The organism is Streptomyces sp. NPDC059900 (assembly GCF_050270335.1).
GTDB lineage: Bacteria > Actinomycetota > Actinomycetes > Streptomycetales > Streptomycetaceae > Streptomyces.
Map to the genome: position 1 here is coordinate 1 of NZ_JBNNJZ010000506.1, position 5,975 is coordinate 5,975.

The following is a 5,975-nucleotide window of genomic DNA, read 5'->3' on the forward strand; positions in this document are numbered from 1 at the left end:
ACTCCATACTGCGCGCCGAGACCCTGCTCTTCCCCGGCAACCGGCTCTCCACCCTGCTGATGGCGGTCGCCTTCGCGTCCCTGCTGATCGGCATCCTCGGCGCGGTCGCCCAGACCGACCTCAAACGGCTGCTGTCCTTCACGCTCGTCAGCCACATCGGCTTCATGCTCTACGGACTCGCGCTCGGCAGCCGCGGCGGCATCGGCGGCGCCATTGTCTACACGGCGCACCACATCACCGTACAGACGACGCTGTTCCTGGCCGCCGGGCTGCTCGAAAGGCGCTACGGCAGCACCGAACTGACGCGCCTGGGCGGCGCGGCACGCACCGCGCCCCTGCTGGCCGCGCTGTGGTTCGTGCCCGCCATGAACCTCGCCGGCATCCCGCCGCTGTCCGGCTTCCTCGGCAAGCTGGGTCTGATGCAGGCCGGCGCCGCGGACGGCGGAAGCGAGGCGTACGTCCTGCTCGCCGCGTGCGCCGTGGCCAGCCTCCTGACGCTGTACGTGATGGTCAAGGTATGGAACCTGGCTTTCTGGCGGGCCACACCCGCCCATCTCCCGCTGGAGGGAACCGTGTTGGAGGCCACCGACGACACCGACGACGGCGACGACAGTGACAGCGCACCGGTGGTCAAAAGCACCGGCGCGGTGGCCGTCGCCCCCGCCGCCTGCGTGCGCACCACGGCCCGGGTGCCGTACGTGATGATCGGCGCGACCGTCGCCGCGGTGCTGCTCGGCCTCTCCTACACCGTGCTCGCCACCCCGCTGGCCGGTCTCGCCGACCGCTCGGCCGCCGAACTCCTGGCCCGCGCCCCCTACGTCACGGCGGTGCTCGGCCCGTGAGTTCTCCCGCGTCCCCCAGCCGCCCGCGCCGCCTGGACCCCTCGCTGATCGCCTGGCTCACGGTGATCTGGATGCTGCTGTGGTCGGGGCCGACCTGGGGAAACCTGTTCAGCGGCATCCTGGTCGCCGTTGCCCTGTGCCTGGTCTTCCCGCTGCCCGCCGTCGAACTCGCCCTGCGCCTGCGCCCGCTGGGCATCCTGCGGCTCGCCGGGTACCTGATCTACGACATGGTGGTCTCCAGCGCCACGGTGACCCGCCAGGCCCTGGGCGGCCGCAGGCGCCCCGCCGCGGTGATCGCCGTCCAACTGCGCTGCCGCACCGACCTGATGATCGCGGCGACCGCCGTCGCCGTTTCCTGCGTGCCGGGCGGCGCCCTGGTCGAGGTCAACGCCGCCACCGCCACCCTGTACCTGCACATGTCCGACGCGGATGACCGCGATGCCGTACGCCGAACCCGCCGCGACGCGTGGCGCCTGGAGGCCCTGGTCGTACGGGCCTTCGGCACCCGCGCGGAGATCGAGCGCGTCGCCGCGGAGCCCGGACCGCCGCCCGCGCCTCCCGGCTCACCCGGGCCCCTTGCGCCTCCTGACCCTCCTGAGCCCCCTGCACCTGCCGCACGAAAGGACCCCGGGCCGTGACCGCTGCGGACGACATCCTGCTCGACATCGCCCTGGCGGTGATCCTCCTGGCGGGCGCACTGCTGCTGATCCGCATCTGGCGCGGCCCGTCCATGCTCGACCGCGCGGTGGGCGTCGATGTCGCCGCGGCCCTCATCGTGGCCGGGATCGGGGTCCAGGCGGCCTCCACCCGGACCCGCTACTACCTGTCGATCATGCTGGTCATCGCCTTCCTCGGCTTCACCAGCTCGGTGGGCATCGCCCGCTTCATCGCCGTACGCGACCGCCCCAACCCGCCCAAGGAGGGCCCGTGAGCACCTGGTACCACGTGGCGGACCTCACCGGCGCGGCCCTGCTGCTCGTCGGCGCCCTGGTCTGCCTGACCGGCGTCATCGGCCTGCTGCGCCTGCCCGACGTCCTGGCCCGGAGCAGCGCCGCCACCAACCCGCAGACACTCGGCATCATCCTGCTCACCGCGGGGGTCGCCCTGCGGCTCCGCTCCTGGGTCGACCTGGGCACGCTCGCCCTGGTCGTCTTCTTCCAACTCCTGACCAACCCCGTCGCCGCACACCTGGTGGCCCGCGTCGCCTACCGCACGGGCCAGACCGGCGACTGCGCCCTGCTCTTCGACGAACTCGGCGGCACGACGACGGGCACGTCGAAGATCGGTCGGTGAAGACGGCCAGATGCCAGGCGCCGCCCTCGACGGGCAGAATCCTGCACTGTGACGATCACCGAGCGCGAACTCAACCGGGCAACCCTCAGCCGCCAACTGCTGCTGCAACGCCAGCCTTTGACCGCCCAGGAGGGAGTGCGGCGCGTGGTCGCTCTGCAGGCGCAGCAGCCTGCCTCGCCCTACCTCGCCCTGTGGAACCGGCTCACCGACTTCGCTGCGGCGGAACTCGACGCCGCGTTCAGAGAGCGTTCGGTGGTCAAGGCGACCCTGATGCGGATCACGCTGCACGCCGTGCACGCCGAGGATTACCCCGCCTTTCGCGCGGCGATGCAGCCCACGCTCTACGCCTCCCGGCTCGGCTCCCGTTTCGCCGCCGCGGGGCTGAGTCCCGCGGATGCCGAGGTACTGGTGCCGGAGGTGCTGGCCTTCGCCCGCACGGCGCGCACCTCGGCGGAAATGCAGGCGTGGGTCGAGGAGCGGCTCGGCACCGACAAGAAGGACGGCGCGTGGTGGGGGCTGAAGGGCTACGCGCCGTTGCACCACGCTCCGACGAACGCGCCCTGGTCCTTCGGCCACCGGCCGTCCTTCGTCGCCGCTCCGAACGGCCCCGTGCCGACGGGCAAGACGGTGGACCCGCAGGCGCTGCGCACCTTGATCCTGCGCTATCTGGCGGGGTTCGGGCCCGCGTCCCTCGCGGACGTGGCGCAGTTCGCCATGGTGCAGAGGACGCCCGTCCGTGCGGCGCTCCTTGCTCTGGGCGACGCCGTGGAGCAGCTGCACGGCCCGGACGGCAGCGTGCTGTTCGACCTGCCGGGCGCGCCGCGGCCGCCCGCCGACACTCCTGCGCCTCCCCGGCTGATGGCCATGTGGGACAGCATCCTGCTGGCGTACGCCGACCGCGGCCGGGTCATTCCCCCCGCCTACCGCCCCCGGGTGATCCGGCGCAACGGCGACGTACTGCCGACCCTGCTGGTGGACGGCCATGTCGCCGGTGTGTGGCGGCCGGTGGACGGACGTATCGAGGCCACGGCCTTTCACCCGCTGGCCCCCGCCGACTGGGAGGGACTTGCCGCGGAGGCCCGCGCCCTGACGGCGTTCCTCGCAGACCGGGAGGCGGCGGTCTACAGCCGCTACCACCACTGGTGGGCCAAGCTCCCCGAGGCCGAGGTGCGGATCCTGTAGCTCAGGACTCCTGGCGCGAGGTCGCGGCCAGTGAGCCCAGGAGCGCGAGTGCCTGACTGCTGGGCGAGGCCGGCTGCGCGTGGTAGACGACCAGTTCCTGGCCCGGCGCCGCCCGGACGTCGAAGGTCTGCATGGTCAGCGTCAGCGGCCCGACCTCGCGGTGCGCGAAGCGCTTGCTTTCCAGCGCCTTGCCGCGCGCGTCGTGGCGGGCCCACAGCTCGGCGAACTGCGGGCTCTGCGCGAGCAGTTCCCCCAGCACCTGACGCACGCGCGGGTCGTCGGGCGCCGCGCCGTGACCGAGGCGGAAGCCGGCCACGGAGTTGCGCGCGACGTCGTGCCAGTCGCGGTAGAAGGCGCGGGCACCAGGGTCGGTGAACACGACGTGCAGGAGGTTGCGCGAGTGCGCCCAGGAGTGGAAGAGCGCGTCGGCGATCGCGTTGGACGCCAGGACGTCGTACGCACGGTTGTAGACGACGGCCGGGTTGTGCGGCCAGGCGTCCATGAGCGCCAGCAGGCCCGGCTCGACCCGGTCGGTCACGGCGGCGGCCCTGGCGCGCGGGCCGAGCCCGGCGAGCCGGAACAGGTGCAGGCGCCCGTCCTCGTCGAGGCGCAGGGCGGCGGCCAGGGCGTCGAGGACCTGCGCGGAGGGCGTGCGCTCCCGGCCCTGCTCCAGGCGTACGTAGTAGTCGGCGCTGACCCCGGCGAGCAGCGCCACCTCCTCACGCCGGAGCCCCGGCACCCGGCGATGTCCCGTGACGGGGAGGTTCGCCCGGTCCGGGGTGATGTCGGCGCGCCGGGCAGTGAGATAGGCGCCGAGCTCTGAGCGTGACATGCCGCCATGCTAGATCCGCGCCCGGCGCGCTTCCCGGGTGCGCTGCACCCGGGAGGACACCGCCTCTCCCGCGGCCGCCGGGGCCGTACCAGCGTGGAGGCCATGACCACACACCACACGGACAACACCGCGCCGACCGACCGCAAGGTCATCCTCGTCACCGGCGCCAGCAGCGGCATCGGCGCGGCAGTCGCCGCGCGACTCGTACAAGAAGGACACCAGGTGGTGGCCGGCGCGCGCCGCACGGATCGCCTGCGGGAACTGGCGGACAGCACGAAGGAGGCGGCCGCCCGCTCCGGCGGCGGCCTGGAGCCGGTACGGCTGGATGTGACCGACCGCGCGGACGTCGAGGCCTTCGTCCGGGGCGCCCGCGAGGCCCACGGCCGCGTGGACGTCCTCGTCGCCAACGCCGGTGTCATGCCGCTGTCGCGCCTGGACTCCCTGCTCGTCGAGGAGTGGGACCGGATGATCGACGTGAACGTCCGCGGCCTGCTGTACGGGATCGCCGCGGCCCTGCCCGTGTTCACCGCGCAGGGGTCGGGGCACTTCGTGACGGTCGCGAGCGTCGGCGCCCGCGAGGTCGTGCCCACCAGCGCCGTCTACAGCGGCACGAAGTACGCGGCCAGAGCCATCACCGAGGGTCTTCGCCAGGAGTCCGACCCCTCGATCCGGGTCACGACGATCTCGCCCGGCGTGGTCGAATCCGAGCTCGCCGACACCATCACCGAGCCCGGCGCCGCCGAGGCCATGCGCACCTACCGGGCCCATGTGATCAAGCCCGACGCCATCGCTGGTGCCGTCTCGTACGCCCTCGGGCAGCCGTCGGACGTCGACGTCAACGAGATCATCGTGCGGCCCGTCCGCCAGCGATAGGCACCCTCAGCGCATCAGGAGACCGACGGCGGCTTCCAGGCGAGCGAGATAGAACTCCCGTGCCGGGGCCTGGTGCTTCAGGCCGATCGACGTACTGATCAAGGTCTGTGCGACGGGGGAGGCCGCCGACCGTCCCTGCTCGGCGGCGATCGCGTCGGTGATCAGTTCCTCGAACCGTCGCGGCGCGGCCTCGACGACGTCGCCGAGGAGGCCGGGGTTGTCCTCGATGACCAGGGTGACGTCGCGCGCAAGCGGGCCGATGTAGCGGCCCGCCCACTGGTCGAACGCTTCGACAAGGCGCTCCGGAAGGGGACGTCCGGTGTCGGCCAGGACGTGTTCGACCGCGGCGATGTCACGCTCCAGGGTCCGGGTGACCGCGGCGCGGAACAGGGTCTCCTTGGAGGAGAAGAGGAAGTAGAGCCCGGGCCGCGAGATGCGCGCGGCCCGCGCCACCTCCTCCATCGAGGTCTTCCGGTAGCCGAAGCGCGCGAACGTACCCATGGCGGAGTCCAGAACCATGGTCCGGCGGTCTGTTTCCGTGCCCGGCGGGGGAGGGGAGCCGGCATCGGAGTCGGGACTGCTCATGCGGTGAGCGTACGAGGAAGTAGCCGCACTGTACAAATCGTGTCCAGTACGTATAGTCGCCGCCATGGCTGCACGCGAACTCATCTCCACTCCCTTCACCGCCTCCAGCACCGCGGACGAGGTCCTGCGGGGCGTCGACCTCACCGGCGTCCGCGCGCTCGTGACGGGTGCCTCCTCCGGGATCGGGGTCGAGACGGCCCGCGCGCTGGCCGCCGCCGGTGCGGAGGTGACGCTCGCTGTCCGCAACACGGCGGCGGGCGACACCGTCGCCCAGGCGATCGAGAAGGCCGCCGGAGGCATCCGGCCCCGCGTCCTCCGCCTCGACCTCGCCGACAGGGCCGCCGTCACGCGCTGCGTCGACGCGTGGA

Annotated in this window: 9 protein-coding genes; 7 read left to right on the forward strand and 2 right to left on the reverse strand. The window is 72.4% G+C overall.

The window, feature by feature from the left end:
- From ACQKIP_RS37445 to ACQKIP_RS37465, 5 genes are all read left to right on the forward strand, one after another.
- On the forward strand, positions 1–842 hold an 842-nt coding region (locus ACQKIP_RS37445), incomplete at its 5' end, for a proton-conducting transporter membrane subunit (RefSeq protein WP_427745161.1).
- On the forward strand, positions 839–1,480 hold the full coding sequence (locus tag ACQKIP_RS37450) for a Na+/H+ antiporter subunit E (protein WP_365856307.1): 642 nt from the start codon (positions 839–841) through the stop codon (positions 1,478–1,480). The genes ACQKIP_RS37445 and ACQKIP_RS37450, both read left to right, overlap by 4 nt.
- Entirely contained in the window at positions 1,477–1,773 is a 297-nt protein-coding gene (locus ACQKIP_RS37455; RefSeq protein WP_365856310.1) for a monovalent cation/H+ antiporter complex subunit F, read from the forward strand. Before ACQKIP_RS37450 ends, ACQKIP_RS37455 begins: the two co-directional genes overlap by 4 nt.
- Positions 1,770–2,135 carry a monovalent cation/H(+) antiporter subunit G gene (gene mnhG, locus ACQKIP_RS37460; RefSeq protein WP_365856312.1) on the forward strand — a complete coding sequence of 122 codons (366 nt, stop codon included), beginning with the start codon at positions 1,770–1,772 and terminating at the stop codon, positions 2,133–2,135. Before ACQKIP_RS37455 ends, mnhG begins: the two co-directional genes overlap by 4 nt.
- Before the next feature lie 48 nt (positions 2,136–2,183).
- Positions 2,184–3,317 carry a winged helix DNA-binding domain-containing protein gene (locus ACQKIP_RS37465; RefSeq protein WP_365856314.1) on the forward strand — a complete coding sequence of 378 codons (1,134 nt, stop codon included), beginning with the start codon at positions 2,184–2,186 and terminating at the stop codon, positions 3,315–3,317.
- Position 3,318: 1 nt separating this feature from the next.
- On the opposite strand, the gene ACQKIP_RS37470 is transcribed toward ACQKIP_RS37465, so the two are convergent.
- Entirely contained in the window at positions 3,319–4,149 is an 831-nt protein-coding gene (locus ACQKIP_RS37470; RefSeq protein ID WP_365856316.1) for a helix-turn-helix domain-containing protein, read from the reverse strand.
- 102 nt (positions 4,150–4,251) lie between these two features.
- Between ACQKIP_RS37470 and ACQKIP_RS37475 the strand changes: the two genes are divergently transcribed.
- On the forward strand, positions 4,252–5,022 hold the full coding sequence (locus ACQKIP_RS37475; RefSeq protein ID WP_365856318.1) for an SDR family oxidoreductase: 771 nt from the start codon (positions 4,252–4,254) through the stop codon (positions 5,020–5,022).
- A gap of 6 nt (positions 5,023–5,028) precedes the next feature.
- On the opposite strand, the gene ACQKIP_RS37480 is transcribed toward ACQKIP_RS37475, so the two are convergent.
- Positions 5,029–5,607, reverse strand: coding sequence for a TetR/AcrR family transcriptional regulator (locus ACQKIP_RS37480; protein ID WP_427745162.1), 579 nt, complete (start codon positions 5,605–5,607; stop codon positions 5,029–5,031).
- 64 nt (positions 5,608–5,671) lie between these two features.
- Here ACQKIP_RS37480 and ACQKIP_RS37485 point away from each other — a divergent pair.
- The coding region (locus ACQKIP_RS37485) for an SDR family NAD(P)-dependent oxidoreductase (RefSeq protein ID WP_427745163.1) at positions 5,672–5,975 on the forward strand (304 nt) is incomplete at its 3' end.

What these genes read in the sequence shown, in the direction of transcription:
- ACQKIP_RS37470 (WP_365856316.1), bottom strand. Translation starts at nt 4,149, where the DNA reads ATGTCACGCTCAGAGCTCGGCGCCTATCTCACTGCCCGGCGCGCCGAC.
- ACQKIP_RS37475 (WP_365856318.1), top strand. Translation starts at nt 4,252, where the DNA reads ATGACCACACACCACACGGACAACACCGCGCCGACCGACCGCAAGGTC.
- ACQKIP_RS37480 (WP_427745162.1), bottom strand. Translation starts at nt 5,607, where the DNA reads ATGAGCAGTCCCGACTCCGATGCCGGCTCCCCTCCCCCGCCGGGCACG.